The sequence below is a fragment of the Rhizobium sp. WYCCWR 11146 genome (genome assembly GCF_013591995.1).
GTDB lineage: Bacteria > Pseudomonadota > Alphaproteobacteria > Rhizobiales > Rhizobiaceae > Rhizobium > Rhizobium indicum.
Genome location: NZ_JACCEY010000007.1, coordinates 116,379 through 142,668 on the forward strand (window position 1 = coordinate 116,379; position 26,290 = coordinate 142,668).

Annotated in this window: 29 protein-coding genes and 1 pseudogene; 22 read left to right on the plus strand and 8 right to left on the minus strand. The window is 61.4% G+C overall.

The window, feature by feature from the left end; genetic code table 11:
• Positions 1–24 precede the first annotated feature (24 nt).
• From HX899_RS03595 to HX899_RS03630, 8 genes and pseudogenes are all read left to right on the plus strand, one after another.
• Positions 25–621, plus strand: a complete 597-nt coding sequence (locus HX899_RS03595) for a 2-hydroxychromene-2-carboxylate isomerase (protein ID WP_130704656.1) — start codon at positions 25–27, stop codon at positions 619–621.
• A 176-nt stretch (positions 622–797) separates the two neighbouring features.
• Positions 798–1,358, plus strand: a complete 561-nt coding sequence (gene msuE, locus HX899_RS03600) for an FMN reductase (RefSeq protein ID WP_181291637.1) — start codon at positions 798–800, stop codon at positions 1,356–1,358.
• Positions 1,359–1,369: 11 nt separating this feature from the next.
• Positions 1,370–1,567: a hypothetical protein gene (locus HX899_RS03605; protein WP_138334570.1), complete on the plus strand. Its 198-nt coding sequence runs from the start codon at positions 1,370–1,372 to the stop codon at positions 1,565–1,567.
• A 33-nt stretch (positions 1,568–1,600) separates the two neighbouring features.
• On the plus strand, positions 1,601–1,777 hold the full coding sequence (locus HX899_RS03610; RefSeq protein WP_171599997.1) for a hypothetical protein: 177 nt from the start codon (positions 1,601–1,603) through the stop codon (positions 1,775–1,777).
• A gap of 13 nt (positions 1,778–1,790) precedes the next feature.
• Positions 1,791–1,940: a hypothetical protein gene (locus tag HX899_RS03615; protein ID WP_165422306.1), complete on the plus strand. Its 150-nt coding sequence runs from the start codon at positions 1,791–1,793 to the stop codon at positions 1,938–1,940.
• 70 nt (positions 1,941–2,010) lie between these two features.
• Entirely contained in the window at positions 2,011–2,592 is a 582-nt protein-coding gene (locus HX899_RS03620; RefSeq protein WP_138390195.1) for an alpha/beta hydrolase, read from the plus strand.
• Positions 2,593–2,603: 11 nt separating this feature from the next.
• Complete coding sequence (locus HX899_RS03625; RefSeq protein ID WP_181291638.1) at positions 2,604–2,912, plus strand: hypothetical protein; 309 nt, start codon at positions 2,604–2,606, stop codon at positions 2,910–2,912.
• A gap of 3 nt (positions 2,913–2,915) precedes the next feature.
• Positions 2,916–3,682 (plus strand): annotated as a pseudogene (locus tag HX899_RS03630) (gamma-glutamylcyclotransferase).
• 25 nt (positions 3,683–3,707) lie between these two features.
• On the opposite strand, the gene HX899_RS03635 reads toward HX899_RS03630, so the two are convergent.
• Genes HX899_RS03635 through tauA form a run of 3 tightly spaced genes read right to left on the minus strand, consistent with a single transcriptional unit; the run spans position 3,708 to position 6,417 of the window.
• On the minus strand, positions 3,708–4,562 hold the full coding sequence (locus tag HX899_RS03635; RefSeq protein WP_181291640.1) for an ABC transporter permease subunit: 855 nt from the start codon (positions 4,560–4,562) through the stop codon (positions 3,708–3,710).
• Positions 4,559–5,347 carry a taurine ABC transporter ATP-binding protein gene (locus tag HX899_RS03640; protein WP_027682951.1) on the minus strand — a complete coding sequence of 263 codons (789 nt, stop codon included), beginning with the start codon at positions 5,345–5,347 and terminating at the stop codon, positions 4,559–4,561. The genes HX899_RS03635 and HX899_RS03640 overlap by 4 nt, the downstream gene beginning before the upstream one ends.
• Positions 5,348–5,403: 56 nt before the next feature.
• On the minus strand, positions 5,404–6,417 hold the full coding sequence (gene tauA / locus HX899_RS03645; protein WP_181291641.1) for a taurine ABC transporter substrate-binding protein: 1,014 nt from the start codon (positions 6,415–6,417) through the stop codon (positions 5,404–5,406).
• Between the two features lie 217 nt (positions 6,418–6,634).
• Here tauA and HX899_RS03650 point away from each other — a divergent pair, with 217 nt between their 5' ends.
• The 13 genes from HX899_RS03650 to HX899_RS03710 all read left to right on the plus strand — a co-directional run bounded on the left by HX899_RS03650 (position 6,635) and on the right by HX899_RS03710 (position 19,892).
• Entirely contained in the window at positions 6,635–7,990 is a 1,356-nt protein-coding gene (locus tag HX899_RS03650; RefSeq protein ID WP_181291642.1) for an FAD/NAD(P)-binding protein, read from the plus strand.
• 188 nt (positions 7,991–8,178) lie between these two features.
• Positions 8,179–8,871: a GntR family transcriptional regulator gene (locus HX899_RS03655; RefSeq protein WP_138334577.1), complete on the plus strand. Its 693-nt coding sequence runs from the start codon at positions 8,179–8,181 to the stop codon at positions 8,869–8,871.
• 407 nt (positions 8,872–9,278) lie between these two features.
• Positions 9,279–9,881 carry an amino acid synthesis family protein gene (locus HX899_RS03660; RefSeq protein ID WP_011654276.1) on the plus strand — a complete coding sequence of 201 codons (603 nt, stop codon included), beginning with the start codon at positions 9,279–9,281 and terminating at the stop codon, positions 9,879–9,881.
• Positions 9,882–9,896: 15 nt separating this feature from the next.
• Positions 9,897–10,742, plus strand: coding sequence for an alpha/beta fold hydrolase (locus tag HX899_RS03665; protein WP_138334578.1), 846 nt, complete (start codon positions 9,897–9,899; stop codon positions 10,740–10,742).
• A complete protein-coding gene (locus HX899_RS03670) occupies positions 10,739–11,674 on the plus strand; it encodes a flavin reductase family protein (protein WP_138334579.1) in 936 nt (311 codons plus the stop codon). Before HX899_RS03665 ends, HX899_RS03670 begins: the two co-directional genes overlap by 4 nt.
• A complete protein-coding gene (locus HX899_RS03675) occupies positions 11,671–12,711 on the plus strand; it encodes an LLM class flavin-dependent oxidoreductase (RefSeq protein WP_138390202.1) in 1,041 nt (346 codons plus the stop codon). Before HX899_RS03670 ends, HX899_RS03675 begins: the two co-directional genes overlap by 4 nt.
• Positions 12,712–12,715: 4 nt before the next feature.
• Positions 12,716–14,179, plus strand: coding sequence for an aldehyde dehydrogenase (locus HX899_RS03680; protein ID WP_138390203.1), 1,464 nt, complete (start codon positions 12,716–12,718; stop codon positions 14,177–14,179).
• Between the two features lie 5 nt (positions 14,180–14,184).
• Positions 14,185–14,508: an NIPSNAP family protein gene (locus tag HX899_RS03685; RefSeq protein WP_003538302.1), complete on the plus strand. Its 324-nt coding sequence runs from the start codon at positions 14,185–14,187 to the stop codon at positions 14,506–14,508.
• Positions 14,509–14,552: 44 nt separating this feature from the next.
• On the plus strand, positions 14,553–15,563 hold the full coding sequence (locus HX899_RS03690) for an ABC transporter substrate-binding protein (RefSeq protein ID WP_138390204.1): 1,011 nt from the start codon (positions 14,553–14,555) through the stop codon (positions 15,561–15,563).
• Between the two features lie 113 nt (positions 15,564–15,676).
• Positions 15,677–16,549: an ABC transporter permease gene (locus HX899_RS03695; RefSeq protein WP_181291643.1), complete on the plus strand. Its 873-nt coding sequence runs from the start codon at positions 15,677–15,679 to the stop codon at positions 16,547–16,549.
• Between the two features lies 1 nt (position 16,550).
• Positions 16,551–17,351 carry an ABC transporter permease gene (locus HX899_RS03700; protein ID WP_170281443.1) on the plus strand — a complete coding sequence of 267 codons (801 nt, stop codon included), beginning with the start codon at positions 16,551–16,553 and terminating at the stop codon, positions 17,349–17,351.
• Positions 17,348–18,427: an ABC transporter ATP-binding protein gene (locus HX899_RS03705; protein WP_138390207.1), complete on the plus strand. Its 1,080-nt coding sequence runs from the start codon at positions 17,348–17,350 to the stop codon at positions 18,425–18,427. The genes HX899_RS03700 and HX899_RS03705 overlap by 4 nt, the downstream gene beginning before the upstream one ends.
• Positions 18,428–18,437: 10 nt before the next feature.
• A complete protein-coding gene (locus HX899_RS03710) occupies positions 18,438–19,892 on the plus strand; it encodes an NAD-dependent succinate-semialdehyde dehydrogenase (protein WP_180195894.1) in 1,455 nt (484 codons plus the stop codon).
• A 56-nt stretch (positions 19,893–19,948) separates the two neighbouring features.
• Here the strand turns inward: HX899_RS03710 and HX899_RS03715 are convergent, their stop codons facing one another.
• From HX899_RS03715 to HX899_RS03735, 5 genes are all read right to left on the minus strand, one after another.
• Positions 19,949–20,305: a RidA family protein gene (locus tag HX899_RS03715; RefSeq protein WP_181291644.1), complete on the minus strand. Its 357-nt coding sequence runs from the start codon at positions 20,303–20,305 to the stop codon at positions 19,949–19,951.
• A gap of 15 nt (positions 20,306–20,320) precedes the next feature.
• Positions 20,321–21,142: an ABC transporter permease gene (locus HX899_RS03720; RefSeq protein ID WP_017958323.1), complete on the minus strand. Its 822-nt coding sequence runs from the start codon at positions 21,140–21,142 to the stop codon at positions 20,321–20,323.
• Positions 21,142–22,398: an ABC transporter permease gene (locus HX899_RS03725; protein ID WP_181291645.1), complete on the minus strand. Its 1,257-nt coding sequence runs from the start codon at positions 22,396–22,398 to the stop codon at positions 21,142–21,144. Before HX899_RS03725 ends, HX899_RS03720 begins: the two co-directional genes overlap by 1 nt.
• Positions 22,399–22,467: 69 nt before the next feature.
• Complete coding sequence (locus HX899_RS03730) at positions 22,468–23,517, minus strand: ABC transporter substrate-binding protein (protein WP_138390220.1); 1,050 nt, start codon at positions 23,515–23,517, stop codon at positions 22,468–22,470.
• Positions 23,518–23,565: 48 nt separating this feature from the next.
• Entirely contained in the window at positions 23,566–24,648 is a 1,083-nt protein-coding gene (locus HX899_RS03735; RefSeq protein WP_138334586.1) for an ABC transporter ATP-binding protein, read from the minus strand.
• 241 nt (positions 24,649–24,889) lie between these two features.
• Here HX899_RS03735 and HX899_RS03740 point away from each other — a divergent pair, with 241 nt between their 5' ends.
• Positions 24,890–26,287, plus strand: coding sequence for a PLP-dependent aminotransferase family protein (locus HX899_RS03740; protein WP_181291646.1), 1,398 nt, complete (start codon positions 24,890–24,892; stop codon positions 26,285–26,287).
• The last annotated feature ends 3 nt before the right edge of the window (positions 26,288–26,290 follow it).

The window sequence follows — 26,290 nt, forward strand, 5'->3', positions numbered from 1 at the left end:
TCACCTCACAGGGAACATTCATCAGTGACCAAATCGGTAGAATATTTCTTTTCGATCGGCTCGCCCTGGTCCTACATCGGCTTCGATGCCTTCGCCGAACTTGCGGCGAAGAACGACGTCGTCATCACGCCTTATCTGACGACGGTGGTCGAGGAAAATGGCGGTATCTTTTCGCGCAATCGCCCGGAGATCCGGCGCGCCTACTGGACGCGGGATCTTAAGCGCTGGGCGCGCGTGCGCGGCAAGGAACTGCGGCTCGAACATCGCCCGGATTTGAGCGATCCGACGCCGGCGTCCCTCTTCGTGATTGCGGCTTACCTCGACGGACAGGATTGGATCGGCGTTGCCCGCGCCCTGCAGCACGCCTTCTGGAGCGAGGCGAAGGATATCGGCAAGCCCGATGTGCGCGAGGCGATCGTGACATCAGCAGGTTTCGATGGCGCAGCACTCCTCAGACGACAAGCCGATGACGATGTCCAGAACAAATGGTCGGCGGACCGCGTGCATGCCCGCGACAGCGGCGTCTTCGGCTTTCCCACCTATGTCTATGATGGCGAGATCTATTGGGGACAGGACAATTTGCCCTTCCTTGAACGTCATCTTCATGGCGACAAGCCTTAGGCTTGGAATTGCAGCGTCCGGAGGTCGCAGATGTCGACGGCGATCGCCATGCAGCCTATGCGTGCTGGAGCGGCAGCGAACGTTTTTTTCAACCAGGCGAAGAAGGAGAGACGCACGTTCCTTTAATCTATCAATTTTGTAGACAATAGTTGGGCAACGCAAAGAGAGGAAAAACCATGTCAGGTTTCAAACTCGTCGGCATCGCTGGCAGCTTCAACCGTCCATCGAAGACATTGACACTCGTCCGGCACGTCGCCGAACGTGCGAGCATTCGCTATGGATTTACCAGCAGGACCTATGATCTGCATGATGTCGGTCCGTCGCTGGGCAGCGCCTTGTGGCGCAAGAATCTCGACGCGCAGGCCAGGCATGTCATCGACGAGATCGTGCAGGCCGATGCCCTGATCATCGGCTCGCCGACCTACAAGGGCTCTTATCCCGGCCATTTCAAACACCTCATCGACCTGATCGACCCCCACGAACTTCGGGGCAAGCCGATCATCATCACGGCGACCGGAGGCGGTGACCGGCATGCTTTGATGGTCGAGCATCAGCTTCGGCCGCTGTTTGGTTTTTTCATGGCCCACACCCTACCGACTGCCGTCTATGCGTCCGATCGCGATTTCACAGACTATGCGGTTTCATCCGACGCGCTTTTGGCCCGCATCAACGACGTGATCGGCGAATTGGCGGCCTTCTTTCCGGGCGCAAACCCGGCCCTGGCGGCCGCCGAGTAGGAGTCGCCGCGATGGTTCGATCTCAGGAAGCGACGATCACCGATGCGGAAAGGCCAGGGCCAGGCGATCAATTGTGGAGCGTCTTCGAATTCGCCCGACGATATCGTCTCGCCAAACGCGAGGAGAACCGCCTGCTGATGCTCTACGGACCAACGGCATCGCTTCACGTTCTTCTCGCCAATGCACAACGTCATTCGCTGATTTCTTAGCTGAAGAATAGCAGGTCCTGACAGGAGGTTCGCATGAAGCTTGATTTTCACTTCTGGCTGAAGCGCGCAATCGGCCGGTTCCTCGGCCTGAAGCCGCCCGCTGCACGGGAGCCTGTAAACGGATTGTCCGCGCGGGACGACGAGCGCGACCGGTCCGCGCGCGAATACGAACTCCATTATTGGGGCACCATGCCCGGCCTTTGGTATTGAGGAGGACGGCGTGATGGCGATTGTCGTTGAGACCGACCTGCGTCGGCACGGTGCGAGAAGAGCGGAAGGCAGCGTCATGTCGTATTTCAGGCATGCGGCCGGAATCTGCACGATCGTCAGCTCCTTCACTTTCCTGTTCGCCCTGGTGATCGGGTGGATCTGATGAGTGATGTCCGATGTTTGCCCCGACCGGGAAAAAGACCGGCGCGCAGCTTCAGAGAGGATGCCGTCAGATGATCGATGTACTTATTCTTCCAGGGCTTTTCGGCTCGGGAGAAGGGCATTGGCAACAGCACTGGCTGCAGGATCAGCCGGGCAGTCGTTGCGTCGCTCAAGATGACTGGGATCATCCGAACCTTGACAACTGGCTGCTGCGATTGGAAGGCGCGCTTGAAGAGGCCGGCGAGGCCTATCTGGTTGCCCATAGTCTCGGATGCCTGCTTGCCGCCCGCTTGGCCGGGCGAAGTGCCGCACGTTGCGTCAAAGGGGCATTGCTCGTTGCTCCATGCGATCTGCCGGTCACGGAAAACCTGCATCCGGGGCATATCTCGTTTGGCGCCATGCCGACGGCGCCTTTGCCTTTTCCAAGTATCGTCGTCGGCAGCATGAACGATGCCTACATGACGGTCGATCGGTTGACCTTGTTTGGCCGCTTGTGGAACGCCGAGACCAGGAATATCGGCCTTGCCGGGCACATCAATGTCGCCAGCGGCTTTGGTCGCTGGCGCAGCGGTTACCGATTGCTGGAGGGCTTGAAGACGCAAACGCGCGGTCGAAGGCATGTCGTTTCGATGCCGCCGGCTTTTGCTATGTGAGACAGAGTGGAATGTCCGATATTGTCGCCGACCTGTTGCGCCTTAGCGAAGATCCGAATGCTGACCCGAGGACCAGGCGCCGGCAAACCATGGAGCGGCTGGTACAGACGCTGCTTGCCGTGGCCGATGCCGAAATCGGACCGGGAGATGCGCAGCATCGCCATTCGATCCTCCATCTGACGACGATCATCCGCGAGATGACGGAAAGGATTGCAGAGGCCGATGATGTGACGTTTTCGGCAATCGTCAGGGAGGCCGCGATGCTGATACGCAGCCTGCAGCGGCGCCAAGCCGATGCGGCCAGATTTACGGTGCATTGACACATGACGGATATCCGGGAGCATAAGCTGGTGACGTCCGGGGAAGCAAACTTTTGATGACCGGATCAAGAATGGCGCTGACGGACGAGCTCGTATCGCTGAGCCTTCGCCCCGCGATCGATGTCGGCCCCGAGCCACATCGAAAGCCGCTGACCGAAGCGGAGGTGGAGATGCTCGCCAACCGGCTTCTCCACGAGTCTACCGGTGCTCCGCTTTGGATCTTCGCCTATGGGTCATTGATATGGAAGCCGGACTTCGATGCCGTCGAATCGCAACATGGCGCAACAAGAGGGTGGCATCGCTCCTTCTGCCTGCAGATGACTCGCTGGCGGGGGACGCGGGCCCAGCCGGGTCTGATGATGGCACTTGACCGCGGTGGACGTTGTAACGGCATCGTCTTCAGGCTTGCCGATGATGATCGCCTTGGCCAGATTCGGCGGTTGATCCGTCGTGAAGTCGGCACGATCGACGATGCTGCGTCGGTTCGCTGGATCCCGGTCGCGACCGCGCATGGGCTGGTGCGCGCGCTGGTCTTTTGGGCTGGTCCCAAGGGCGAGCGTGTTTCGCGCAAATTGCCGCTGGAGACGGTGGCGCAGGTGCTCGCAAGAGCCTGCGGACATATGGGCTCCTGCGCCGAATATCTGTATCTGACGGTGAAACATCTGGAGGAACGCGGCATCCGGGACCGCAATTTATGGCGGCTTCAGAAACTGGTCGCAGCCGAGCTTGTTGCCATACACGGGCTGAACGCGGCGGCAGGAGGCCATTGAAACAGGCGTCGCTGCCGCCGTTTGGTCAGAGCTTGCCCTTCCAGGGCACGAGGAACGCCTCCAGAAAACGAATGGCGGCCGAGAAGGTGAACGCGCAGATCGCGATGATGCCGATGCCGACGAAGACGACGTCGGTTGCCAGGAACTGTGAAGCCGACATGATCATGAAACCGATCCCGCGCGTGGACGCGATCAATTCAGCCGCAACCAGCGTACCCCAGCCGACACCGAGCGCAATCCGAATGCCGGTAAGGATCTCGGGCAGGGCGGATGGCAGGACGATATCAAGAAAGAGCTGCAGCCGGCTCGCGCCCAGCGAACGGGCGGCATTGACGCGCTCGATCGGCAGCGAACGAACGCCGGCCTGGGCTGAAAGGCAGATCGGTGCGAACATCGCAAGCACCAGCAGCGTGATTTTCGATGTCTCGCCGATGCCGAGCCAGATGACCATCAGCGGCAGGTAGGAGAGCGGTGGAAGCGGCCAGTAGAACTCGATCGGCGCGTCGAGCACGCCTTTCGCCCAGCGGTTCAGCCCCATGAGCAAGCCGAGCGGAATGCCGGCGGAGACGGCGATGAGGGCTGCGACCACGATGCGGAACAGGCTCGCAAAAACATGCTCGGAGAGCGACGCGCCGGCGTAACCGTCGCGATAGATGGCGCCGATTTGTGTCAGCACCTCGTCCGGGCGCGGCAGGAACAGGTGTGGAACGACACCGAGCGCGGATACGAGCCACCACAGCAGCAGTATGGCCAGCGCCGTGGCAATGCTGATGGCCACCGTCGATTTCTCACCGGCTCCGAAGCTTGCCATTTTTACCAGCTTGACCTGGCGGTCCTCTCTACCCGCTGCAATCGGCGGGGCCTGCACTATATCGCTCATGCGGCGCTCCTGAGGTCTTCGGTGCTGTGCAGAATGGCGCGGATCTCCTCGCGCAGCTCGGCAAATTGCGGCGACGCCTTGATCGATCGGGCGTCGCCGGTTTCGGCGAAGCGGCGAACGAAATCCAGATCGAAGCGTGCCACGACGCGTCCCGGTCGAGGTGACATGACCAGGACCTGCGTGCCCAGGAACAAGGCCTCTTCGATCGAGTGCGTGATGAAGAAGACCTTTTTTGCCGTTTTATCCCAGATGGAAACCAGCAGTTCCTGCATCTGCTCGCGCGTCAGGCTGTCGAGCGCGCCGAACGGCTCGTCCATCAGCAGGATGTCGGGATTTGTCGCCAGAGCACGCGCGATGCCGACACGCTGCCGCATGCCGCCCGACAGCTCGTAGGGAAAAGCGCCGGCGAATTCGTCGAGGCCGACGAGCCGGAGCAGCTCCAGCGCGCGCGCTTCGCGCTCCTTGCGCTTGACCCCGGCGAATTTCAAACCGAGCGCGACATTGTCGACAACGGATTTCCAGGGCAGCAGCGAGTCTTTCTGAAAAACGACGCCGCGATCTGCGCCGGGTTGTTCGACCGCGCGGCCATCGAGCGTGATGCGGCCATCCGAAAGCGGAAGGAAACCGGCAATCGCGTTGAGAAGGGTTGATTTGCCGCATCCCGACGCGCCGAGTGCGACGACGAAGCCCCGTTCGGGAATATCGAAGGAAACGCGATCGAGCGCGTGAACGGTCCGCCCGTCGCGGGCTGCGAAGAAAACGCTGGCGTGATCGACTTTAAGCATGTTGCCGCTCGCAGGTTTGACACCGGCGCGGCAAGCCGCGCCGGTGTCGGGGAGGATCAGTTGCTGGCGCCGGTGAGGGCATCTGCGGTGACGAAGGCGCCATAATTCGCCAGCACATCGGAAACCTTGCCCTGTTCCTTCAGAAACGATGCCGTGTCCTTGAGGATCTTGCCGGCACCCGCCTTTTCGCCGCCGCCGAGCCATGCATCCGATGCCTGGACCTCAGGTGTCAGAAGCGTGAGGTTCTTCAGGGCCGAGGCCTGCTGTTCAGCTGTTCCGCCGAGAAGCTTGGCAAGCGACTTGGCGTTGTCGCTGTCGGGACCCCAGGCGGATTTGTCCGATGCGAAGGATGCGTAGTATTTGTTGATGACCGAGGCGAAACCCTTCAGAAATTCCGGGTTGTCGGCGGCAAACGTCGAGGTCGCGACCCAGGCGGAGAATGTCGGCGCACCCTTGTCTGCCACCTCTTTGGAGGTCACCAGGACCTTCCCGTTTTTCTTCAGTTCGGTGAGTGCCGGATCCCAGACGAAGCCGCCGTCGATGTCGCCGCGATTATAGCTTGCGACGATCTCAGGCTGAGGGATTGCGAAGACCTGAACGTCCTTTTCGGTCAGGCCCAGCGATTTGATCAGCGCCAGCAGCTGATAGTGGTCCGTGGACACCGGCGCAGCGGCAAGCTTCTTGCCCTTCAGATCATTCAGGCTTTCGATGCCGGAGCCGTTACGGACGACGAGAGCCTCGTCGATGCCCGAGATGGAGGCGAGGTAAAAGGCCTTGACCTCGAGCCCGCGTGATACTGCAGCCGCAAACGGGCTGGAGCCGACATAGCCCACCTGGACATCGCCGGATGCAATCGCCGCAAAGATTTCGGCGCCCGAATTGAACCTGCGGAAGTCGACGTCATATCCCGTCTCCTTGGCGAATTCGCCATTGGCGATCGCCACGGAAGACGGCAAAGCATCGGTTTGATAGGCGACGACGACTTTCTTGTCCGCCGCTTCAGCGACAACCGCCGCTGTTAGAGTGCCGACGCCGACGGCGATTGCGGTAACCAAATTCTTGAAATTCATCTTGAGCCCCTTTGTTCAGGGCCGCACGGCCCTTGATCTCACCCTCAAAAGCGTAATCGTTGGGGAGGGGCTAGCGGGAGAAATAACAAACTATATTTATAGACTATAGAGATAATTGTTTTCGTGATTCTGCCGCTCGTGCGATCCGCAAGGACCGGCGAGCGACACGAGGCTTGAATGGCGAAATGTCTCGATGACGTTCTGAGCTTCAGGGAGAATGCATTTGACATATGATGTTATCGTGGTCGGTTCCGGTTTTTCAGCGATAGCGGTTACCTGCAATCTCATCGAGCAGCTTCCCGCTTCGGCGAAGGTCGCCGTCGTCGGCGACGATCCTGGTTTCGGCCGCGGGACGGCGTACCGGACGGAGCTCTATCTCCATCGCCTCAATGTTCCCGCCGGCCGCATGAGCCTGCTGCCGCATCAACCCGACGACTTTGTCGACTGGCTGAAAGGCCATGGTCGCCGGTTGCAGGCAGGCGATTTCGCCTCGCGCAGCGATTACGGTCTTTATGTCCGCGATACGCTTGCGCGGCTGCTTCGAAAGCGGGAGGGCCGTTGCAGGGTCGATTTCATCAAGGCCAAGGCGGCGGGATGCGTTGAACGTTATAGCAGCACGCTGGCCTTCCATCTCGGCAATGGTGACGAGATTGCCGGGAAGAACGTCGTGCTCTGCCTCGGCGTCGGGAACGCGACCCTGCCGGTCGCTCCGGATGGCGTCCCACCATCGCTGCGATCGCGGATCATCGAGAACCCGTGGCGGCTTTCTTGGCTGAGGCGCGTCGCACCGTCCGATGCGGTGTGCATCCTCGGATCCGGCCTGACGATGATTGATCAGGTCATCGCGCTTCGCGCCCATGGCCACAGCGGCAAGATCGATGTGCTTTCGCGGCGCGGGCTCGCACCGCTCGGACACGCGTGGAAGCCGCCGGCGCCTCTGCCGATCGACGTCGAGAGGCTTCCCGAGACGATCAGCGGCATATTGAAGACCCTGCGGGCGAAGAGCAGGACGGTTGCCGACTGGCGAGCCGTGATGGACGGTCTGAGGCCTGCAACGCAGGCTCTCTGGCAACGGCTTTCGAGCGAGGGGCGCGCACGCTTCCTCAGGCATGCGCTTCCCTGGTGGAACATCCATCGTCACCGGGTCGCGCCTGACGTGTTCGACAGGTTTGAGAAGCTGGTTTTAGACGGAACCGTTCGTTTCCACGCGGGCTTCCTGAAATCGCTTGGGGCCGAGGAGGGGCGGCTCGCTGCCGGCTACAGGGTCAGAGCGACGCGCGAGATCGCCGAGATCAGGGCGGACTGGCTCGTCAACTGCACAGGAATGGAGCGGGCCGGGATCAGCCATTCACCGCTTTTGAAGGAGATGAGCCGCTTTGAGTTGATCGCCCCCGATCCTCTCGGCCTCGGGATCCAGGTGGATGCCGCTTCCAAGGTGATAGCCCCGTCCTCGCCTGCCCGACTGTTTGCGGTCGGCGCCCTGACGGCGGGGCAGTTCTGGGAGATCACCGCCGTTCCGGATATCCGGGTGCAGGCCAAGGCCGTGGCCGAGGAGATCGTTTCAAGAGGCTAGCTCGCGACATGTAGGCAGCAGAGCCTCTTTTGCGCGTCTGAAAAGACGCCCGCTGCTATAGCTCGGCACAGCGCTTGTTGAATTGCCGGGCGCCGCCAGCTACAGTATCTGGTACGCCATAATACGATTCTTGCATTCGGCTGCCGCGGCGGAAGTTGAGCGTGCAAAGTCCAACACTGAGGTACAGAATGAGCGGTGCTCTGAAGGACGCCATTAGAGTCGAGCGTCCTGCAAAGACCTTGCGGGAATTGGCGCTCGACAAGGTCCGCGAAGCCATCGTCAACGGATATTTCCGTCCCGGAGATCGCCTTGTCGAGCGTGACCTCTGCGCCCAGCTCGGCGTCAGCCGAACAGTCGTGCGCGAGGTTCTGAGACATCTTGAATCGGAAGGGCTTGTCGCCAATCTGCCGAACAAGGGGCCGATCGTCGCGCAGCTCGACATCGACGAAGCCAAACAGATCTATGAGATCCGCGGCGCGCTGGAAGGCATGGCGGCGCGGCTGTGCGCGGAGCGCCGCAGCCCCGAGATCGTCGCCGCGCTGGAGGAATCGCTGGCTGGGATCCGCAACAGTTACCGCGACAACGACATGTCAGCTGTGCTGACGAACACCTCTTCCTTCTATCATACGCTGTTTACGATGGTTGACAGGAACGTTGCCTGGGGTGTCGTCAATCTCCTCACCGTGCGCATAAACCACCTGCGCTCGATGACAATCAAGACGGAGAGGCGCGGCATCGAAGGGCCTCTGCAGATGTCGAAGATCGTCGACGCCATCCGCCTTGGTGACGGCGAGGGGGCTTACCGGGCCGCGATGGATCACGTCGCCGCGGCAAGCGCGATTGCCGAAGCGGTGCTGTCCGCCAAGAAGCCTGCCGACTAGGCACGAGCAGGCCCCTGCCGCTTCTCCGCAGGCCCTGGCAATGCGCTCACCTCGGCTGTCGAAGTCACTCCATTTGCGATGATGTTCCGCGCAATTCAGCGCAATCCATACTCCGCGCTTGACACCTAACTTTGTCCAATGTGATGGTATGCCATATTAAATAATATATAAGGCGGTACCATGAACTGGGACGACCGTGACTTCTGGACTCGGCCTGCCTCCGCGGGGCGCCGCCATGTCGTTTGTCAGCTGACAACACGCTGACCAGAAGCGCTTTCCGAAGGGTCGAGAGCGCACGCCCAAACTGAAGATCTCCGCCTCGGCCTGAACCGCGTTCTCGCAGGAACCAACTTGACACTCATATATTATGGTATACCATAATACGATATTGAGAAATGAGGTGCTTGATGGCCATTCAAATTCGCAAGACGGGACTGCAGATCGAAACGACGCTGATCGAAGGCGGCAAGGCCGCGGCGGTTCCGCTGAAGCTGTTTACCGCCTTCGCGGTCGTGAAGAATCCCTGGGCGGGCCGCGGCTTTGTCGACGACCTCAAGCCCGAAATTCACGCAGGCGCTCCGGTGCTCGGCGAGTTGCTGACCAAGATGATCATCGATGCGGTCGGGTCCGGCGATGCTGTCGAAGGATATGGAAAATCCGCTGTCGTCGGCCTGGACGGCGAGATCGAACACGGGTCCGCGCTCATCCACACGCTGCGCTTCGGCAATTTTTATCGCCAGGCCGTCGGCGCCAAGTCCTATCTCGCCTTCTGTAACACACGCGGTCCTGCCAACGCGCCGATCATGATCCCGCTGATGGACAAGAACGATGAAGGCCGCCGTTCGCACTACCTGACCATCCAGACGTCGATCCCCGACGCGCCTGCTGCCGACGAGATCGTCGTGGCTCTCGGTGCTTCGATAGGCGGGCGCCCGCATCACCGCATCGGCGACCGCTACCAGGATCTGAAAGACTTGGGGCAGGACGTTGCCAATCCTGCGGGCGTTTGAGGGAGCGGCTCTGAGATGCTGACAGCCGGATCGACCACACGCACCGCTGCAGCAACAAACGCCGCTGGTGCCTTGCCCCGAAAGAAGACGACAAGTGGAACGGCCTATCACGAGGCCGGCAGCGGTGAGCCGCTGGTTCTTATTCACGGCGTCGGCATGCGGCTCGAAGCCTGGGCTCCGCAGATCGCATTCCTGTCTGCAGGCCATCGCGTCATCGCTGTCGATATGCCGGGACATGGCGAGAGCGCAAAGCTGCCGGCGGGCAGTCGGCTCGAGGAGTTCGTCACCTGGTTCGGACGCTTTCTCGACGAGATGGCAATCGACACGGCAAATGTTGCCGGGCACTCGATGGGCGCACTGGTTTCAGGAGGGGCGGCCGCGACCTTTGGCGAGCGTATCAGCCGTGTCGCCTACCTCAACGGTGTCTACAAGCGTGACCCTGAAGCAAAGGCCGCCGTGCTTTCGCGCGCCGCGGCCATTCCGGTATCGGGCGTCGACAAGGAAGGTCCTCTGGCCCGCTGGTTCGGCGATGACGCGGACAGCATCACTGCGCGTGAATTGACGCGAAAATGGTTGAACCTCGTCGATCCCCAGGGATATGCCGTCGCTTACGCCGCCTTCGCGGGAGGAGACGAGACCTACGCTGACGGCTGGAAAGACGTGGCTGGTCCGGCCCTGTTTCTGACGGGGTCCGATGATCCGAACTCGACGCCCTTGATGGCAACGCAAATGGCAGAGCTTGCGCCGCGGGGCTACGCTCGCATCGTCGAAGGTCATCGTCATATGGTGAACCTGACCGCGCCTGATATCGTCAATTCGCTGCTCGCTGAGTGGCTGTCGTTCGGGGAGGATGAACGATGACAATCCAGACTGTCGACCCAAGAGCACTGCGAGATGCATTCGGGGCCTTTCCGACCGGGGTGACTGTCGTCACCGCCTGTGACGGGGATGGAAATCCGATCGGCTTCACGGCGAACTCCTTCACCTCGGTCTCGCTCAATCCACCGCTTCTCCTCGTCTGCCTTGCCAAGACATCGCGCAATTTCGCCATCATGACCGGAGCGCAGCATTTTGCAATCAACGTGCTTTCGGAAACGCAGAAAGACGTGTCGAACACCTTTGCGCGACCGGTCGAGGATAGATTCGCGGCGGTCGAGTGGGCGAGGGGATCGGCAGGCTGCCCGATATTCTCAAGCGTGGCGGCCTGGTTCGAATGTGCCATGGAAGAGGTCATCGAGGCTGGCGACCACGTCATCTTGATGGGGCGCATCGAAGCTTTCGACAATAGCGGCCGCAACGGTCTCGGCTATGCGCGTGGCGGTTATTTCACGCCGACGCTCGCAAGCAAGGCAGTGTCCGCGGCAAGCGAAGGCAATATGGAACTTGCGGCCGTTGTCGAGCGCCGCGGGGAGGTTCTGCTGCTCGGCGAGGATGTGCTCTCCCTGCCAAGTGTCGACGCCCATGACGGCAGCCCGACCGAGGCACTGCAAAAATACCTGGAGACATCAACCGGGCTGAAGGTCAGCATCGGCTTTCTCTATTCGGTTTATGAGGGCAAGAGCGACGGCAAGCAGCACATCGTCTATCACGCCGTTGCCGGAGATGGCGAGCCTGCCGTCGGCAGGTTCCTGAAGCCTGACGCATTGGTTGCGGCAAAGTTCAAGACCAGTTCGACAGCCGATATCGTCAACCGTTTTGCGATGGAAAGCTCGATCGGCAATTTCGGCGTCTATTTCGGCGACGAGACCGGCGGCACTGTTCACCCCATTCCAGCCAAGGACGCAAAAGCATGAAGTTCTCCCTCTTCGTCCATATGGAACGGCTCGACGCCAATCAAAGCCATAAGAGTCTCTACGAGGAATTCGTCGCGCTCTGTGAGATCGCCGACAAGGGCGGCATGCACGCGATCTGGACGGGCGAACACCATGGCATGGATTTCACCATTGCGCCTAACCCGTTTGTGACCATTGCCGATCTGGCGCGCCGCACATCGCGGGCACGGCTTGGGACGGGGACGGTGATTGCCCCCTTCTGGCATCCGATCAAACTCGCCGGCGAGGCGGCCATGGCCGACATCATCTGCGATGGACGACTCGACATCGGTATCGCGCGCGGGGCCTATTCTTTCGAATACGAGCGTCTGCTGCCCGGTCTCGATGCCTGGGGTGCTGGCCAGCGCATGCGCGAGCTCATCCCGGCGGTCAAGGGCATATGGGCTGGCGACTACGCGCATGACGGGGAATTCTTCAAGTTCCCGTCGACCACGTCGGCGCCGAAACCGATGCAGCAGCCGAACCCGCCCATATGGGTGGCGGCGCGCGATCCGAACTCGCACGAATTTGCCGTCGCCAACGGCTGCAACGTTCAGGTGACGCCCCTCTGGCAGGGCGACGACGAGGTTCAGTCGTTGATGGAGCGCTTCAACGATGCATGCGCCAAGAACCCTGAGATCGAGCGGCCCAAGATCATGTTGCTGCGCCATACCTATGTCGGCTCGTCGGAGGACGATGTCGCCCAGGCCGCCCATGAACTCAGCGTCTACTACAATTATTTCTTCGCCTGGTTCAAAAATGAGAAGCCGGTTACCCAGGGTCTGATCGAACGGATCCCGGACGAACAGATCAGAGCAAACGCGATGCTGTCGGACCAGGTCATGCGCACCAACAATGTCGTTGGCGACGCTGAGACCGTCATCGCCCGGCTCAAGGCGTATGAAGCGCTCGGCTACGACGAATATTCCTTCTGGATCGACACCGGCATGAGCTTCGAGCGCAAGAAGGCGTCGCTCGAGCGCTTCATCACCGAGGTCATGCCGGCATTTCAGGAGTAAGACCATGCGACGTTTCCAGCACTATATCGATGGCGAATTTTCAGATGGCGAGGCCAGCTATCCGAGCATCGATCCAGCCTCCGGCGCGGTCTGGGCTGATATGCCCGAAGCGCGTGAGGCCGATGTCGATCGGGCCGTAAACGCGGCCGACAGGGCGCTTTACGACGGCCCATGGCCGAAACTGACGGCCACCCAACGCGGCAAGCTGCTTTACAAGCTGGCCGACCTCGTTGCTGCCAACGCGCACGTGCTCGCTGAACTGGAGACACGCGACACCGGCAAGATCATCCGCGAAACCTCGGCGCAGATCGCTTATGTCGCCGAATACTATCGCTACTATGCCGGCATCGCCGACAAGATCGAAGGTGCCTATCTGCCGATCGACAAGCCCGACATGGATGTCTGGCTTCGTCGCGAGCCGATCGGCGTCGTTGCGATGGTCGTGCCATGGAACAGCCAGCTCTTCCTGTCCGCGGTGAAGATCGGCCCGGCGCTCGCGGCCGGCTGCACGATGGTGGTCAAGGCCTCGGAAGACGGGCCGGCGCCGCTTCTCGAATTTGCACGGCTCGTGCACGAGGCAGGCTTTCCCGCCGGCGTGGTCAACATCATCACGGGTTTCGGCGCCTCCTGTGGCGCCGCCCTCGGCCGCCATCCGAAGGTCGCGCACGTCGCCTTCACCGGCGGACCCGAAACCGCCCGGCACGTCGTTCGCAACTCGGCCGAAAACCTCGCCTCCACCTCGCTTGAACTTGGCGGCAAGTCGCCATTCATCGTCTTTGCCGATGCGGACCTCGAAAGTGCGGCCAATGCCCAGGTCGCAGGCATCTTCGCCGCGACAGGGCAGAGCTGCGTTGCCGGATCGCGCCTCATCGTCGAACGCAGCGTCAAGGATAGATTCGTCGCCCTGCTACGCGAGAAGGCGGAGGCGATCCGGATCGGTGCTCCGCTCGATATGGCGACAGAAGTCGGCCCGCTTGCCACCAGGCGCCAGCAGGACAATATCGGCGCCCTCGTCGCCAAGTCGATTGAAAGCGGCGCCCGGCTCGTGACGGGAGGACGCAAGATCGACGGCGAAGGCTATTATTTCCCGCCGACGATTCTCGACTGCGACGATGTCGCCTCGCCCTCCCTGATCGAGGAATTCTTCGGACCGGTCCTGTCCGTCGTGTCATTCGAGACGGAGGCCGAGGCGCTGCGGCTCGCCAACGATACCCGTTATGGCCTGGCTTCCGGCGTCTTCACCCAGAACCTCACCCGGGCGCACCGGCTGATGAAGGGGCTGCGTGCCGGGATCGTCTGGGTCAACACCTACCGCGCCGTCTCGCCGATCGCGCCGTTCGGCGGTTTCGGCCTGTCAGGCCATGGCAGGGAGGGCGGCATGGCCGCGGCGCTCGATTATACCCGTACCAAGACGATCTGGCTCAGGACATCGGACGATCCGATCCCCGATCCCTTCGTGATGAGGTAGCGCCGATGTTTTACGAGATCCGGACCTATCGGCTGAAGAACGGCACGATCCCGCAATATCTCAAGGTCGTCGAGGAGGAGGGGATCGAGATCCAGAAGAGCCATCTCGGTACGCTCGTCGGTTACTTCTTTTCGGAGATCGGGACGATCAACGAGATCGTTCACATCTGGGCCTTTGCGAGCCTGGACGACCGGGAGGCGAGGCGCCAGAGGCTTTTGGCCGATCCCCGGTGGCAGGCCTTCCTGCCCAAGATCCGCGATCTCATCGAGGTGGCGGAAAACAAGATTATGAAGCCAGCTAACTTTTCTCCCAGGAGCGAGGCGCACTGACGGCATAAGGCATACAGGACAAACCAGAACAAGGATAAGGGAACATGAAAACAACATTTGCTTTCGCGGCGGTTGCCGCATTTGTGGCTGTGTCCGTACCGGCGCACGCCGACAACATGGTCTTTTCGAGCTGGGGAGGAACGACCCAGGACGCGCAGAAGGCCGCATGGGCTAGCCCGTTCACGGAGAAGACCGGGATCACCGTCGTACAGGACGGACCGACGGACTACGGCAAGCTCAAGGCGATGGTCGAGGCTGGCCAGGTTACCTGGGACGTTGTCGACGTCGAAGGCGACTATGCCGCCCAGGCCGGCAAGAATGGCCAGCTCGAGAAACTCGATTTCTCCGTCATCGACAAATCCAAGCTCGATCCGCGCTTCGTGACCGATTATTCGGTCGGCAGCTTCTATTATTCCTTCGTGATCGGCTGCAATGCCGATGCCGTCAGCGCCTGCCCGAAGACATGGGCTGACCTGTTCGACACGGCAAAATTTCCGGGAAAGCGCACATTCTACAAGTGGTCGGCTCCCGGCGTGATCGAAGCGGCGCTGCTTGCCGACGGCGTGGCCGCCGACAAGCTCTATCCGCTTGATCTCGACCGCGCCTTCAAGAAGCTCGATACGATCAAATCGGATATCGTCTGGTGGTCGGGCGGCGCACAGTCGCAGCAGCTTCTGGCATCCGCCGAGGCTCCTTTCGGCAGTGTCTGGAATGGCCGCATGACCGCGCTTGCGGCGAGCGGCATCAAGACCGAGACCTCGTGGGAACAGAACATCACCGCTGCGGATTCGCTCGTCGTGCCGAAGGGTTCGCCGAACGTGGAAGCCGCTATGAAGTTCATTGCGATGGCGACCTCGGCCGAACCGCAGGCCGCCCTTGCAAAAGCCACCGGATATGCGCCAATCAACGTTGACTCGGCCAAGCTGATGGATCCGGAAACGGCCAAGACCCTGCCGGATCAGCAGACGGCCAGCCAGGTGAATGCCGACATGAACTACTGGGCGGACAATCGCGATGCCATCGGCGAGAAGTGGTACGCCTGGCAGGCGAAATAGTCTGAAACTTGAGACGGATGGGCACGGCGAATGTGCGCCGTGCCTCCCGCAGCGTCGGAGCCGATTTGTCGGACCTCGGCGCCTGCGGAATTTGACGGGTGGGAAGGACTGTCATGTCGACATATAGCGATGCCTCCGCTGCAATTGCGCCCCTGCCAAAGGCGCGCAGGGCAACAGGGTTTGGCGGGGTCCTTCCGGCGCTCGCCTTCGTGGCGATCTTTTTCATCGCGCCGGTGGCGGTACTCTTGCTGCGCAGCGTGCTGGAACCGGTGCCGGGCTTTGGAAACTATGCGCAGCTGATCGGGTCCGCGACCTATCTCAAGATTTTCGCCAACACCTTCATCGTCTCGGGTCTCGTCACGGCGATTTCGCTGCTGAGCGGATTTCCCGTTGCCTGGGCACTGGCAATCATGCCCGGGCGGCTGACCTCGGTGATCTTTGCCATCCTGCTCCTGTCGATGTGGACCAACCTGCTTGCCCGCACCTATGCTTGGATGGTGCTTTTGCAGCGGACGGGACTGATCAACAAGATGCTGATCGGAATGGGGCTGATCGACAAACCTTTGGCACTGGTCAACAACCTGACCGGGGTCACGATCGGCATGACCTATATCATGTTGCCCTTCATCATCCTGCCGCTCTACGGCGTGATCAGGAAGATCGACCCGTCGACCCTGCAGGCGGCAGCACTTTGCGGCGCCAACCGGTGGCAGTGCCTGACCCGTGTCCTGCTGCCCTTGGCCATGCCCGGCATGGCGGCTGGCGCCCTCATGGTCTTCGTCATGTCCCTTGGTTATTTCGTCACGCCGTCGCTGCTCGGCGGCACTGCGAACATGATGCTCGCAGAGCTGATCGCGCAATTCGTGCAGTCGCTGGTCAATTGGGGAATGGGCGGTGCCGCGGCGCTGGTGCTCCTCGTGGTGACCCTGTCGCTCTACGCCGTGCAGTTGCGCTTCGTCGGCAACCAGAACCCGGGAGGGCGTTGACATGTTGCTCAATTTCGACCGCCTCGGCTGGTGGAAATATATCCTGCTGACGATCACGCTTCTGACTGCGGCCTTTCTGCTGCTGCCGATCGTCTTTATCGCCGCACTGTCCTTCGGCTCCTCGCAGTGGCTGATCTTTCCGCCGCCCGGATGGACGCTTCAATGGTACAGCGAGCTCTTTGCCGATCCGCGCTGGCTGGAATCGGCCTGGACGAGCTTCAAGATCGCGGTCATCGTGACGATCCTGTCGGTGCTGCTCGGGCTTGTGACTTCCTTCGGGCTGGTGCGCGGTTCGTTCCTGTTCCGCGATGCGCTGAAAGCGCTGTTCCTGACGCCGATGATCCTTCCCGTCGTGGTTCTTGCGGTTGCCCTTTATGCCTTTTTCTTAAGAATCGGCCTGGGCGGCACGTTGGCGGGTTTCGTCATTTCGCACCTCGTTCTCGCGCTGCCTTTCTCGATCCTGTCGATATCCAGTGCGCTGGAGGGCTTCGACAAATCGATCGAAGATGCGGCGGTTCTGTGCGGTGCCTCGCCTCTGGAAGCAAAGATCAGGGTCACCCTGCCGGCGATCAGCCATGGGCTGTTTTCGGCTGCCGTCTTCTCGTTCCTGACATCCTGGGACGAGGTGGTGGTGGCGATCTTCATGTCAAGCCCGACCCTGCAGACGCTGCCCGTCAAGGTCTGGGCGACGTTGCGGCAGGACCTGACGCCCGTTGTCGCTGCGGCATCGACCCTTCTCATCCTTTTGACGATCATCTTGATGGCGCTGGTTGCCGTCGTGCGTAAGGTACTGAAACAATGAAAGAACCATTCCTTCAGATCAGCGGAATACGCAAGGAATACGGCCCTGTCGTCGCCGTCCACGACGTCAATCTCGACGTTCGACGCGGGGAGTTCCTGACCTTTCTCGGACCGTCCGGATCCGGGAAAAGCACGACCCTCTACATCCTGGCCGGTTTTGAAACTCCGACGAAAGGCGACATCACGCTGGAGGGCAAGACCTTGCTCGACACGCCGTCGCACAAACGCAACATCGGCATGGTGTTCCAGCGCTACACCTTGTTTCCGCATTTGACGGTGGGCGAAAACATCGCCTTCCCGCTGAAGGTCCGGCGCAAGTCCAAGGCCGAGGTCGACAGCAAGGTGAAGGAGATGCTGCGCCTCGTCAGGCTCGAAGGCTTCGAGGATCGCAAGCCCGCACAAATGTCCGGCGGCCAGCAGCAGCGTGTCGCCCTTGCCAGAGCCCTTGCCTATGATCCGCCGGTGCTTCTGATGGACGAGCCGCTGTCGGCGCTCGACAAGAAGCTGCGCGAGGAAATCCAGCATGAGATACGCCGGATCCATCAGCAGACCGAAGTGACGATCCTCTATGTCACGCACGACCAGGAGGAGGCGCTGCGGCTCTCCGACCGCATCGCCGTCTTTTCCAAGGGCGTCATCGACCAGATCGGAACGGGCCCCGAACTCTATGCCAATCCCAAGACCCGCTTCGTTGCCGAATTCATCGGCGACAGCGACTTCATTTCGTGCGACCTGGTGTCATCCTCCGACGGACAAGCCACCATTGCGCTCGGAGGCGGGACCATCTTCAATCAAATTCCGGTGCATGGAAAAGGGACCTCCGGCGCCAGGGCAGCTCTGATGCTGCGGCCTGAGCGCATTCGCCTGTCGCGCGTCCGGGCGGCCGGCGTGGGTCTTGCCGCGACGGTCAGCGACATTACCTTTCTCGGCAACAATATCCACGTCTCGACGGAGACGGCGGCCGGCGAGGCGCTTTCGGTCCGCTTGCCATTCGGTCATGAGGCTATTGCCGGGCTCAATCGTGGAGATATAGTCCATCTGGATTTCGATCCCGGCGCCGCTCACGTATTCTGCTGAAAGTTGTCCTATGAAGCTCAATGATCCCTCGCTGTTCCGTCAGGCATGCCCCATCGCCGATCGCTGGATCGAAGCGGAAGGCCGCAAGGCGGCGACGGTCCGCAATCCGGCGACAGGTGAGGTGCTGGGGGTGGTCCCTGACCTCGGCGCCGCGGAAACGGAAGATGCCATCCGCGCCGCCGTCATCGCCCAGAAGCTTTGGGCGAAGAAGACCGCCGGGGAGCGCGCCGCCATTCTCAAGGCATGGCACCGCCTGATGATCGAAAACCGCGATGATCTGGCGATGATCCTGACGCTGGAGCAGGGAAAGCCGCTCGCCGAGGCCAAGGGGGAGATCACCTATGGCGCGAGCTTCATCGAATGGTTCGCCGAAGAGGCGAGACGCATCAACGGCGAGGTCGTACCGGGACATCAGCCGGACAAGCGGATCCTCGTCCTGCGCCAGCCTGCAGGCGTGGTGGCGGCGATCACGCCCTGGAACTTTCCGAACGCGATGATCACCCGCAAGATCGGCCCCGCGCTTGCCGCCGGCTGTGCCGTGGTTCTCAAGCCGGCGCTGCAGACGCCATTCTCCGCCATAGCGATCGCCGTTCTCGGTGAGCGTGCCGGCCTGCCGCCGGGGCTTCTCAACATCGTCACGGGTGACGCAGCGGCAATTGGCGGGGCGCTGACGGCAAGCCGTGACGTTCGGGTCCTGACATTCACCGGTTCCACCCGGACGGGCGAGCTGCTTTACCGGCAATGCGCGCCGACGATCAAAAAGCTCGGCCTCGAGCTTGGCGGCAATGCACCCTTTATCGTCTTCGACGACGCTGATCTCGACGCTGCGGTCGAAGGCGCGCTCATCGCCAAGTTCCGCAACAACGGCCAGACCTGCGTCTGCGCCAATCGGCTTTATGTCCAGGACGGCGTCTACGAGGCGTTTGCCGCCAAGCTCGCCGCGGCGGTTTCGGGCTTGAAGGTCGGCAACGGTCTCGATAGTGACGTCGTGCTTGGCCCGCTCATCGACGACAACGCCGTCGCCAAGGTCGAAAGCCATATCCGCGACGCCGTCGCAAAGGGTGCCGGGATCGTTTCAGGCGGCAAGCGCCACGCGCTGGGCGGCCATTTCTTCGAGCCGACGATCCTGCGCGATGTCGCTGCCGGCATGCAGGTCGCCCGCGAGGAAACCTTCGGGCCGCTTGCACCGCTTTTTCGCTTCCGCGACGAAGAGGACGTCATCGAACAGGCAAACGACACCGAGTTCGGGCTCGCTTCATATTTTTATGCCCGCGATCTGTCGCGGGTATTTCGCGTGGCCGAAGCGCTCGAATATGGGATGGTCGGCGTCAATACCGGTCTCGTCTCGACGGCTGAGGCTCCGTTCGGCGGCGTGAAAATGTCGGGCCTCGGTCGCGAAGGGTCGCGGCACGGATTGGACGAATATACCGAGCTTAAATATGTATGCCTCGGCGGCATTGCCTGACTTGGTCGATGCTTGCGGTTTATCCGCGCTGGCGAGATGACGACAGGCGCGGACCGTCAGTTCCCGACCGCTGCGATGATGCCGATTTCGACGGCGAATTCCGATGCGGCGAGCCTTGCTTCGACCGTGGCGCGCGCCGGCGCATGACCTGAAGGCACCCATTCGTCCCAGACGGCATTCATGTCTTCGAACCTAGACATATCGCTAAGCCAGATCGTCGCGCTGAGGATCCGTGTCGGATTGCTGCCTGCGCCTTCCAGAAGCCGGGTGATCCGCGCCAGGATGTTGGTCGTCTGTTCGCGGACGGAGGCGCCCGGCACATCGATGGCGACCTGGCCTGCGAGAAAGACAAAGCCGCCATAGGTCACGGCCTGGCTCATCCGCTTTCCGGTTTCGTAGCGTTCGATCTGCATGCTCAACCCCCTGAATTAATCTCTATGCGCAATCTTCTGACGTTCGGCACGCCGCTGCAGCCATTGAATCGTGGCAAGGAACAGCGTCGAAAACAGGATGAGGAGCGTGGCGACGGCGGCGATCGTCGGGCTCAGCGTTTCGCGCACGCCGCTCCACATCTGGCGCGGCAGCGTGCGCTCCTCTGAGCCGGCGATGAAGAGCGCAATCACCACTTCGTCGAACGACGTCACGAAGGCAAAGAGCGCGCCCGACGCCACCCCCGGCGCGATGACGGGCAGCATGATGCGCAATGTCGCTTCGACCGGGGCGGCGCCGAGACTGGATGCCGCCCGCATCAGATTGTGATCGAAGCTTGCGAGTGTCGCGGTCACGGTGATCACCACGAAAGGGGCGCCGATCGCCGTATGCGCCAGCACCAGCCCGGTCAGGCTGTTGAGCAGCCCGACCGCCGCGAAGGCATAATAGATACCGACCGCCGAAACGATGACCGGCACGATCATCGGCGAAATCAGAATGGCGGTCAGCGTTGCCCGCGCCGGGCAGGAGGGCCGGCTGAGGCCGATCGCGGCCAGCGTGCCGAGAAAGGTCGACAGAAGCGTGGCGAAGACGGCGACGATGATGCTGTTCTTCAGCGCCAGCTGCCAGACGTTGGAATCGAAGAATTCGCGATACCAGCGGAGCGACAGGCCGGGCATGGGATAGGTGAAGAACGGCTCGGCATTGAAGGAGAGCGGCACGATCGCCACGATCGGCGCGATCAGAAAGAGGATCACGAGGCCGCCAGCCAGCCACAGCAGGATCGAAAACAGACGCGGGAAAGAAAGGAAATTCGTCATCAGCCGATCCTCAGCCTGTCGATGCCGACAATGCGATTGTAGACGGCATAGAGGATCAGCACCGCCACCAGCAGAATCGTGCTCAAAGCCGCCGCCATGCCCCAGTTCGTGACCTGGTTGGAGTAATAGGCGATGAAATAGCTCACCATCTGGTCTCCCGGCCCGCCGACCAGAGCCGGCGTGATGTAGTAGCCAAGCGCCAGGATGAAGACGAGCAGCCCGCCGGCGCTAACACCAGGCATGCTCATCGGCAGGTATATGCGGAAGAAGGCCGACATCGGCGGTGCGCCAAGCGACGAGGCGGCACGCAGATAGACCGGAGGTATACTCTTCATGACGCTGTAGATCGGCAGCAGCATGAAGGGCAGCAGAATATGGGTCATGGCGATCAGCACACCGATGCGATTGTAGATCAGGTCGAGGGGATGTGCGGGGTCGATCAAGCCCAGCCAGATGAGCGCCGAGTTGATGACGCCGCGTCCCTGCAGCAGGACGACCCAGGCGCTGGTGCGGACCAGGAGAGAGGTCCAGAACGGCAGGAGCACCAGGATCAGCAGCGTATTGGCAACCGCCCCTTTCGACCGGGCGATCAGCGCGGCGAGGGGATAGCCGAGGAACAGGCAGATCACCGTGACCGAAGCGCTGACGACGAATGTGCGGATCAGCACATCGACATGCACTGCATTCTCCGCCGAGACCCTGCCGATGGCGCCTGAGGCGTCGCGCTCCAGGTCGAGCGAGGCGAGCAGGTAATAGTCGGTGAAGGGCGGCGACGCATTCTTGATGAGCGTCCAGTAGTGCGGCGTCTCCCACTTGGAATCGATGGCGACAAAAGCGGCCTTGTAGGGCGGCTTCGCGTTGCGGATCGTGCGCGCAGTTTTCAGCAGCATCGAGCGCATGCCCGTCTCGTAATAGTTGAGACGCTTGGCCACTTCGGCGATCTGGTCGCGCGGCGATTGCTTCAGATCGGTGGCAAAGGCAGCAAACAGCGCTTCGTCGGGCGGGGATTTTTCATCCCAGCCGGAAAGGGCCGACATCGTGTAGGGCAGGGCGGCGGAAGCCGCCCTGTTGTCGACCGCGCGTGTCAACAACAGAGCAATGGGCAGGACGAAAACGAGCAGCAGGAAGATCAACAGAGGCGCGACCAGGAGCAGCGCTCTCAGCTGCGCCTTGCTTTTCGCACTGCCGAGGCTTTTCACCCGCGTGCGGGCGGCAATCATAGAGCCGTCGCTTTCATTCATTGTCGCGATCACCATCGCTCATGCCTTCCTGCGGTAGAGAAGGGGGCGGACGGAGCCAGGGATACACTCGCCCGCCCGAAGAGGTTACTGTGCGAGCCACTTGTTGAAGCGTTCGGTCAACTCTTCATCATGGTCGGCCCAGAACTCGGAGGAGACGACAAAGGCGGTCTTCGTGTTCTCAGGCGCGGTCGGCAGATCGACAAGAATATCCGCCGGAACCTTGGCGATGGCCGCTTTCAGGGTCGGGCCATAGGAAATATATTTGGACTGCTGCGCCATCACGTCGGGATTGACGGTGAAGGCGACGAATTTGTCCGCCAGTTCCTTGTTCTTCGAGCCTTTCGGCTCGGCCCAGAGATTGAAGTCCATTCCCTGGCCGTCCCAGACGATCTTGAAGTTCTTGCCGCTGTTCTTGACGGCATCGTAGATACGGCCGTTCCATGCCGTGGTCATCACGACTTCGCCGTCGGCGAGAAGCTGCGGCGGCTGTGCACCGGCCGTCCACCAGACCTTCACATCCTTCTTGATCGTGTCGAGCTTCTTGAAGGCGCGGTCGACGCCCTCCGGCGTCCCGAGCACGTCGTAGACCTCGGCGGGTTTGACGCCGTCGGCAATCAGCGCGAATTCCAGCGTGGTCTTCGGCGACTTGCGCAAGGCGCGCGGCCCGGGGAACTTGGTCGTATCGAACAGATCGGCCATGGTGGTCGGCCCGCCATTCGGGAACTTGGCGGCATCATAGGCATAGATGGTGCCGAAGACGATCGTCGCGACCGCACAATCCATCGCGGCGCCGTCGATGAAGGCGTCCTTGCCGCCAAGCTTCGAATAGTCGATCGGCTCAAGCCAGCCTTCGTCGCAGCCTTGCAGCGCATGGCTGGGTTCGACATCGACGACATCCCAAGTCACCTGGCCGGTTTCGACCATGCCCTTCAGCTTGGCGGTCGAGCCGTCCCATTCATCCTGGAGAATCTTGGTGCCGGTTTCCTTGGCGAAGGGCTTGAAAAAGGCCTCCTCCTGGCTCTTCGTATAGGCGCCGCCCCAGGATGTGACGGTCAGCGTATCCTCGGCAAATGCCGCTCCTGCGATGGCAAGAGTCATGACGGAACTGAGAAGCATGCAGTTTAAACGCATCATGGTGGTTCCCCTTTTTGTTGCTGCGTTTGCGAAAGAATGAGCGCCCGGTCAGGAGAGCGCGAGCGCGCGGCAATCCTCCGGCGCCCAGCCGATGACGGCAGTGGAGTCTAGCGATTGAACCGGAATGTCCTGAGCCGCGGCGACTTTGATGAAGATGTCGTCACAGCCGCAGGCCGAGACGCGCAACCTGACATGGTCGCCGTGATAGATGATTTCCTTGAGCGTCGCGGTGAACCGGTTGGGAATCTCCGCTGCGGGCGCCAGCTGAATCCGCTCGGGCCGCAAGACCAGCGTTGCCCGCGCGCCTTCCTTCAACCCCTCTCCGGCATGGCCGGTGATGATCGAACCATCGGGGGCGCGAATCCGGCAGACGGCATTTTCGATCACGACGACTTCGCCCGATATCGCATTGTTCTCGCCGATGAAGGTTGCTACGAAGGGGTTTGCCGGCGTCTCGTAAAGCTCATGCGGCGGCGCGATCTGCTGCAGGATGCCGTCATTGAACACGCCGACCCGATCCGACATGGTCAGCGCCTCGCTCTGGTCGTGGGTGACGTAGACGACATTGATGCCGAGGCGGGCATGCAGGTGCTTGATTTCGAGCTGCATATGTTCGCGAAGCTGCTTGTCGAGCGCACCGAGTGGCTCGTCCATCAGCACGAGCTGCGGCTCGAAGACGAGAGCCCGGGCGAGCGCGATGCGCTGCTGCTGTCCGCCGGAAAGCTGGTTGGGTCGCCGCGTTTCGAAGCTCGCCATGCGCACCATGTCGAGGGCGCGGCGCACCCGTTCGGTGATTTCAGCCTTGCCCAGCCGGCGCATTTTCAGTGGGAAGGCGACGTTTTCGCCGACGGTCATATGCGGGAACAGCGCGTAATTCTGGAAGACGACACCGATATTGCGGCGGTGCGGCGGGACACTGTCGATCCTGTTGTCGGCAAGGGTGATCGTCCCGTCGGTCGGCGCTTCGAAACCGGCCAGCATCATCAGCGTCGTGGTCTTGCCGGATCCGGAGGGGCCGAGAAGGGTCAGAAACTCGCCTTTGGCGACGTTGAGGTCCAGGCCGCGCACGACAAAGCTGACGCCGTCATAGGATTTACGCACGCCCTCGAAAGCAATGAAGCGCTCGCTCATGAAGTCCTCCTGTTTTGCATCGGCCGGGTCCCTGCCTCTTTGTCTCGATGCCAGGCCATATTGTCTCGGCCTACTTCGGCTTGTCAAGCCACACAAATAATTTTGTGTGGTGGTGGCGGCAGGCTCTCGAAAACATTGGGAAAGCGTGGTATGTCGCACGAAAGCGAGCTGAATCGCAGCGCCTCGGGGATTGATGTGTGCGTCCGGCTTATGGAATTTACGCCGCTGTTACGGGAATTGTATGTCTGAAAGATCGGAAGTGACCCGGACAAATCAGGAGCGGGAAATGCGGATACCCGCCTATCTGGAGCTCGCAAGCGAGCTCGAGGCGAAGATCCGCTCGGGCGCCTTGCCTCCCGGCAGTCAGCTCCCGCCGCAGCGCGACCTGGCGCGAGAGCGGTCGCTCAACGTCTCCACCGTCACGCGCGCCTACCGCGAATTGCAGAACCTCAACCTTGTGATGGGCAGCACCCGGCGCGGCACGATCGTCATGGGCGACGGCGCCATGCCGCGGGTCGACCGGGCGGCGAACCCGAGCGGTATCATAGACCTGACGGTCAACCGGCCTGCCGTCGATGATTTCCAGCAGCGCCTCGCCCAATCCCTGCCGGATCTTTCGTCGGATCGGCGCTTCAGCCAGATGCAGGAATATCAGCCGCCGGAAGGCCCGGCCTGGGCGCGCCACGCCGCGAGAAAGTGGATATCGCTCAACGGCTTCGATCCGTCCGAAGACGATATCGTGGTCACCAGTGGCGCCCAGCATGCTTTGCTGGCGGTGATCAGCAGCCTCGTAGAGCCCGGCGACACCATCGTCTGCGATAGGCTGACCTACTACGGCCTGATCGCGCTTGCCCAAATGTTCCGCTTCCGCATCATCGGTATCGGAAGTGACGATCAGGGGATGTCGGCGGCGGAGCTGGACGATATCTGCCGCCGGGAGACGGTGCGCGCCGTCTTCACCGTTCCCTCGATGCACAATCCGACCGTCGTTACCATGAGCGAGGCTCGCCGGCGCGACCTGGTCGACGTCGCGGAGAAGCACGATCTCGTCATCATCGAGGACGATGTCTATGGACCGATGCTCGGGACCCGCGCAAGCGCCCTGATCACGCTTGCTCCAACCAGAACCTACCATATATCGGCACTCTCCAAGGCGCTGGCGCCGGGCCTGCGGGTCGGCTATCTCTTGTGCCCGCCCGGCCGGGCGCTGCTGTCTGCCGAGGCGGTCCGCACAACCGCCTGGATGCCCTCTCCGCTGCCGCTGCTGCTTGCGACCCGCTGGCTCGAAGACGGCACGGCTGAAGCGATCCTGAAGGCCCAGCTTGCCGAGCTGCGCGCGCGCCATGCGATCGTCACGACGATCCTTGCCGGCCATTCCTTCTCCGCCGATCCGCGCTGCATGTTTTTATGGCTGAGGTTGCCGGCCCCTTGGCGATGCGAGGATTTTGCCGCCAATCTGCGCGCCCATGGCGTTGCCGTCATGGCCGCCACCGCCTTTGCCTGTGACCGTCAGCCGGTCGAGCATGCCGTTCGCGTCAATGTCGGCTGCGCATCGTCGCGGGATGAACTTGCAACGGCACTACGCATCATCGCTGCCACGCTGAACGATCGTCCCCGCGCCTTAGCAGGCCTGGTCTAGCCG

Excerpts from the sequence above, each read along its gene's own strand:
- HX899_RS03740 (WP_181291646.1), top strand. The coding sequence starts at position 24,890 with ATGTCTGAAAGATCGGAAGTGACCCGGACAAATCAGGAGCGGGAAATG.
- HX899_RS03705 (WP_138390207.1), top strand. The coding sequence starts at position 17,348 with ATGAAAGAACCATTCCTTCAGATCAGCGGAATACGCAAGGAATACGGC.
- HX899_RS03625 (WP_181291638.1), top strand. The coding sequence starts at position 2,604 with ATGTCCGATATTGTCGCCGACCTGTTGCGCCTTAGCGAAGATCCGAAT.
- HX899_RS03655 (WP_138334577.1), top strand. The coding sequence starts at position 8,179 with ATGAGCGGTGCTCTGAAGGACGCCATTAGAGTCGAGCGTCCTGCAAAG.
- HX899_RS03635 (WP_181291640.1), bottom strand. The coding sequence starts at position 4,562 with ATGAGCGATATAGTGCAGGCCCCGCCGATTGCAGCGGGTAGAGAGGAC.
- HX899_RS03715 (WP_181291644.1), bottom strand. The coding sequence starts at position 20,305 with ATGCAGATCGAACGCTACGAAACCGGAAAGCGGATGAGCCAGGCCGTG.
- HX899_RS03665 (WP_138334578.1), top strand. The coding sequence starts at position 9,897 with ATGCTGACAGCCGGATCGACCACACGCACCGCTGCAGCAACAAACGCC.
- HX899_RS03650 (WP_181291642.1), top strand. The coding sequence starts at position 6,635 with ATGCATTTGACATATGATGTTATCGTGGTCGGTTCCGGTTTTTCAGCG.
- HX899_RS03660 (WP_011654276.1), top strand. The coding sequence starts at position 9,279 with ATGGCCATTCAAATTCGCAAGACGGGACTGCAGATCGAAACGACGCTG.
- HX899_RS03605 (WP_138334570.1), top strand. The coding sequence starts at position 1,370 with ATGGTTCGATCTCAGGAAGCGACGATCACCGATGCGGAAAGGCCAGGG.
- HX899_RS03710 (WP_180195894.1), top strand. The coding sequence starts at position 18,438 with ATGAAGCTCAATGATCCCTCGCTGTTCCGTCAGGCATGCCCCATCGCC.
- HX899_RS03620 (WP_138390195.1), top strand. The coding sequence starts at position 2,011 with ATGATCGATGTACTTATTCTTCCAGGGCTTTTCGGCTCGGGAGAAGGG.
- HX899_RS03700 (WP_170281443.1), top strand. The coding sequence starts at position 16,551 with ATGTTGCTCAATTTCGACCGCCTCGGCTGGTGGAAATATATCCTGCTG.
- HX899_RS03670 (WP_138334579.1), top strand. The coding sequence starts at position 10,739 with ATGACAATCCAGACTGTCGACCCAAGAGCACTGCGAGATGCATTCGGG.
- HX899_RS03640 (WP_027682951.1), bottom strand. The coding sequence starts at position 5,347 with ATGCTTAAAGTCGATCACGCCAGCGTTTTCTTCGCAGCCCGCGACGGG.
- HX899_RS03615 (WP_165422306.1), top strand. The coding sequence starts at position 1,791 with ATGGCGATTGTCGTTGAGACCGACCTGCGTCGGCACGGTGCGAGAAGA.
- HX899_RS03695 (WP_181291643.1), top strand. The coding sequence starts at position 15,677 with ATGTCGACATATAGCGATGCCTCCGCTGCAATTGCGCCCCTGCCAAAG.
- HX899_RS03685 (WP_003538302.1), top strand. The coding sequence starts at position 14,185 with ATGTTTTACGAGATCCGGACCTATCGGCTGAAGAACGGCACGATCCCG.
- HX899_RS03610 (WP_171599997.1), top strand. The coding sequence starts at position 1,601 with ATGAAGCTTGATTTTCACTTCTGGCTGAAGCGCGCAATCGGCCGGTTC.
- tauA (WP_181291641.1), bottom strand. The coding sequence starts at position 6,417 with ATGAATTTCAAGAATTTGGTTACCGCAATCGCCGTCGGCGTCGGCACT.
- msuE (WP_181291637.1), top strand. The coding sequence starts at position 798 with ATGTCAGGTTTCAAACTCGTCGGCATCGCTGGCAGCTTCAACCGTCCA.
- HX899_RS03725 (WP_181291645.1), bottom strand. The coding sequence starts at position 22,398 with ATGGTGATCGCGACAATGAATGAAAGCGACGGCTCTATGATTGCCGCC.
- HX899_RS03680 (WP_138390203.1), top strand. The coding sequence starts at position 12,716 with ATGCGACGTTTCCAGCACTATATCGATGGCGAATTTTCAGATGGCGAG.
- HX899_RS03730 (WP_138390220.1), bottom strand. The coding sequence starts at position 23,517 with ATGATGCGTTTAAACTGCATGCTTCTCAGTTCCGTCATGACTCTTGCC.
- HX899_RS03690 (WP_138390204.1), top strand. The coding sequence starts at position 14,553 with ATGAAAACAACATTTGCTTTCGCGGCGGTTGCCGCATTTGTGGCTGTG.
- HX899_RS03675 (WP_138390202.1), top strand. The coding sequence starts at position 11,671 with ATGAAGTTCTCCCTCTTCGTCCATATGGAACGGCTCGACGCCAATCAA.
- HX899_RS03720 (WP_017958323.1), bottom strand. The coding sequence starts at position 21,142 with ATGACGAATTTCCTTTCTTTCCCGCGTCTGTTTTCGATCCTGCTGTGG.
- HX899_RS03735 (WP_138334586.1), bottom strand. The coding sequence starts at position 24,648 with ATGAGCGAGCGCTTCATTGCTTTCGAGGGCGTGCGTAAATCCTATGAC.